Genomic DNA, 3670 nt, shown 5'->3' with positions numbered 1-3670 from the left:
CGTCACCACGTGGTCTCCCGCTTGAATCAGACCATCTATCGCAAGATTCAATGCCTGCGTGACATTGGCTGTAAAGGCAATGCGGGATGCGTGTTCCGCATGAAATAGCTTTGCCAGTTTTGCCCGGGTGCGATACAGCACGCGGGACGCTTCCAGCGTCGGCGCATGGGCACCGCGTCCGGCGTTGCCAATCGTATGAAACGCGCGGCACACTGCCTGTTCTACCTGTTCCGGCTTATAAAAAGATGTCGCCGCACTGTCTAAATAAATCACGGCTTAATAATCAGAGAGGCCTGTGTCATCTTCTCTGCAATCACATACATATTGGTCACGGTGCCAACCTGTAATTTATCCGTCAGACCGTAATGGTTCAAGCAGGTGCCGCAGGTCATAATCTCTACGCCCTGTGCTTCCAGCTCTTTGAGGTCTTCCAATGTCACCGCGCCTTCGCAGGTCAGCTTTGCGCCGCCGTTATAGAACAGTATGGTTTTCGGCAGCTCATCCTGCTGAGACAGTGCATAGATAAAGCCCTTCATGAGCACAGAACCCAAGGCGTCATCTCCATTTCCCATGCAGGAGGAAGAAATGACAACTACGGTGTTCTGTTCCTTCTGCACCGGTGCGCAGACAACCGGCTCCTCTGCGGTTTCCTGCACCTGCTGTTCGGTTCGCTCGCCTACGGTCATGACAACGCGGTATTTGTTGGTTTCCAGCTGTTCCGACTGTACGCTGTAGCCTTTCTGATCTGCCATTTTAGTTAAATTCTGTACGGCAATTTCATTGTCTACCAAGGTCTCTACGGTACCGCCTGCGGTACCCATCTCCTTGATAGCATTCTTTGTTTTCACGACTGGGATCGGGCAAGCATCGCCTATAGCATTGACTGTCTGATTCATGATATTTCTCCTTGTTTCTTCTCAAAGAACCAAAATTTCCGGTTCTGTCTTATTGGTAATTTCTCCGACAATGCGCGCCGGAAGTCCTGCCTGCTGCAATTTCTGTTCCAGCTGTGCCGCCTGCACCGGTTCCACGGCGAGCAGCAGTCCGCCGGAGGTCTGCGGATCCAGCAGCACTTCTTCCATCGCAAACGGAATATTCTTGAACTGTACAAAGTCCTTGACGTAGTTTCGATTGCGCTGTCCCGCCGCAGTCAGCAAAAATTCATCGGCATGGTGCAGTGCTTCGGTCATCACCGGCACATGGCGCGAATCAATGCGCGCGGACAGTTTTCCATCCAGCATTTCATGCAAATGACCGAGAAAACTAAAACCTGTGACATCGGTGCACGCATGTACGGCGTATTTTTTGCAAATTTCCGCCGCATATTTATTGAGCGTTGTCATCGATGCAATTGCTTCCTGCATCGCCTGTTCTGACGCCTCGCCCACACGATTGGCCGTGCACAAAATACCGACACCGAGTTTTTTTGTCAAAATCAGCGCATCGCCTGCCTGTCCGTGATTGTTGGCATAGACCTTCTTTGGGTCAATGGTTCCCATGACCGACAAGCCGTATTTCACGCTGTCATCGGCAATCGAATGGCCGCCGACCAAAGAGGCACCTGCTTCCAGCACTTTTTCCGAGCCGCCGCGCATGATTTCTCCCAAGATATTCAAATCCATTTTTTCCGGGAAACACACGATGTTGAGAGCCGTTTTGACCTCTCCGCCCATCGCATAAATATCACTCAGCGCATTGGCTGCGGCAATCTGTCCAAAGGTATATGGATCATCCACCATTGGCGGAAAGAAATCCAGCGTCTGAACAATCGCCAAATCATCCGACACCTGATAGACAGCGGCATCATCCCGGCTGTCATATCCAACGAGCAGATGGGGATCCGGCTCGCCCTTCGGCAGGGCTGAGAGCACCCGGCTCAAGATACCTGCGCCCAGCTTTGCTGTACAGCCGCCGCCTTTACAAAATACGATTTCTTCTGCCATCGCGTCTTCTCCTTTGTCCTTCTTTTACCACCTTAATCATATCATTTTCGCCATGTTTCATCAATACTATAACAAAAAAAGACGCAGAGAGTGTACCCTCTGCATCTTTTGTCGCGTCATGCATATATTATGCACCGAAGTGCTCTTCGTTATACTTGTGTACGGCGCTGAATGCCGCCCAGATATTTTCCGGCTTGGTATCGCCAACGATATTGTGAATCGTATTGAATACATATCCGCCGCCCTTGGACAGAATGTCCAGCCGCTCGATAACCTGCGCCGCTACTTCTTCCGGATTGCCGCGCGGAAGAGTTGTCTGGGTGTCGACGCCGCCGCCCCAGAATACCAGCTTATCGCCGTATTTTTCCTTGAGCATCTTGGCATCCATGCCAGCCGCAGACAGCTGAACCGGATTGATAATATCCAGACCCATATCCACCATATCATCCAGCAGACGAACCAGACAACCGCAGGTATGTGCATAGGTCTTCCAGCTGGTATTTTTATGAATCCAATCGCAAACGCGCTTGTAATACGGCTTGTACAGCTCGCGGAACATATCGGCAGACATAATTTCCGAGTTCTGTGTGCCGAAATCCGTGCCGCTGATCCAGCAGATCTGAATGCGGTCTCCGCACGCCTGCTTGTAAATTTCCAAGTTCTTGAGCATGAACTCGGTCTGCATCTCAAAAACTTCCTGCACATATTCCGGATACATAATCTGTGCCATAATCCACTCGTCAAACTTCCGAATGCCCTTCGGATGCTTTTCAAACGGTGCTGGCAGTGCACCCGGATCACCATAACCCGCACCTGCCAAATTACCGATAATCGCATAATCGGTCTCTTCATACAGACGCTTGGATTCGCGTTCGTAATACTTTGCTGTCTCTTCAGACATCACAGAGAAAAAGTCCTTAAAATCTTCTCGCGGTGTTAAATCGTCTTCATCATACTCCTCTGCGCGGTCAATGATGTCGAAGAAATAGCCGCCTTCCGGCATATACGCAGACGGCGGTGCCGTTCTGTCGCCCTGCGGATACAGCTGTCGCGCACCGCTCGGCAGAATATCAAAAGCATTGCCCTCATTGATGAGCGTCGGCGTGCCGTCCGGCATGATAAACCGTTGTTTTTTTCCGTTGGGATAAACACCCATGCTGTCTTCCGGATGGTTCATACCAATGACATCCGATTTCATCATACGGCGCAAATCCTCATCCACTACGCCAATCATCTGAATAATTTCAAAGACATCCAAATCATGCTGCGGCAGTCCCAAATACTCTCTCAAGCGATATTCTGCGCACACACTGATGCCAGTTTGTCCCGTTGCACCAAAGTCAATCGGTACACGATCCGGCTGCTGGTGATTAATTGCAGCAATGACTCTTTCTCTGGAATTCATATCTGTTCCTCCTATTCTCCCATGTTTCAAAATATGCCTTGTTGTTACTTTGATTGTAACTTGCAAAATGCAAATTGAGAATGAGAATTCGTGCGCAATACTTGAGAAAACATGCTTTTGAATGAAATTTGACAGCGGCTATACCGCGTGTTATACTTGAGCAAAATCGGCACAAAACCATACCGTTGTATCATGAGGTGATTCTATGCTGGCACACGAACGCGGCACTTGTTCCGGCTCTGATTTATATTTCCATACGCCATCTATTCAAACCCGCGAGATGCTGTTTTATCTAACATCATGCGGGTATTATTATACAAAT

4 protein-coding genes are annotated in these 3670 nt (G+C 49.6%); all 4 read right to left on the bottom strand.

Going from position 1 to position 3670, the window contains the following annotated elements; genetic code table 11:
• A partial coding sequence (locus ACR0P9_RS09010) for an aminotransferase class V-fold PLP-dependent enzyme (RefSeq protein WP_432619367.1) occupies positions 1–273 on the bottom strand: 273 nt, incomplete at its 3' end.
• Positions 270–896 carry a sulfurtransferase-like selenium metabolism protein YedF gene (gene yedF / locus ACR0P9_RS09005; RefSeq protein ID WP_432619365.1) on the bottom strand — a complete coding sequence of 209 codons (627 nt, stop codon included), beginning with the start codon at positions 894–896 and terminating at the stop codon, positions 270–272. The genes ACR0P9_RS09010 and yedF, both read right to left, overlap by 4 nt.
• Before the next feature lie 21 nt (positions 897–917).
• A complete protein-coding gene (gene selD / locus ACR0P9_RS09000; RefSeq protein ID WP_432619363.1) occupies positions 918–1943 on the bottom strand; it encodes a selenide, water dikinase SelD in 1026 nt (341 codons plus the stop codon).
• Positions 1944–2070: 127 nt separating this feature from the next.
• The gene (locus tag ACR0P9_RS08995; RefSeq protein ID WP_432619361.1) at positions 2071–3348 is read right to left on the bottom strand and encodes a uroporphyrinogen decarboxylase family protein; all 1278 of its coding nucleotides are present in this window, start codon (positions 3346–3348) and stop codon (positions 2071–2073) included.
• Between the last annotated feature and the right edge of the window lie 322 nt (positions 3349–3670).

The organism is Butyricicoccus sp., assembly GCF_050872565.1.
Classification (GTDB): Bacteria; Bacillota; Clostridia; order Oscillospirales; family Butyricicoccaceae; genus Butyricicoccus_A.
This window is presented reverse-complemented; position numbering and strand designations above follow the sequence as displayed.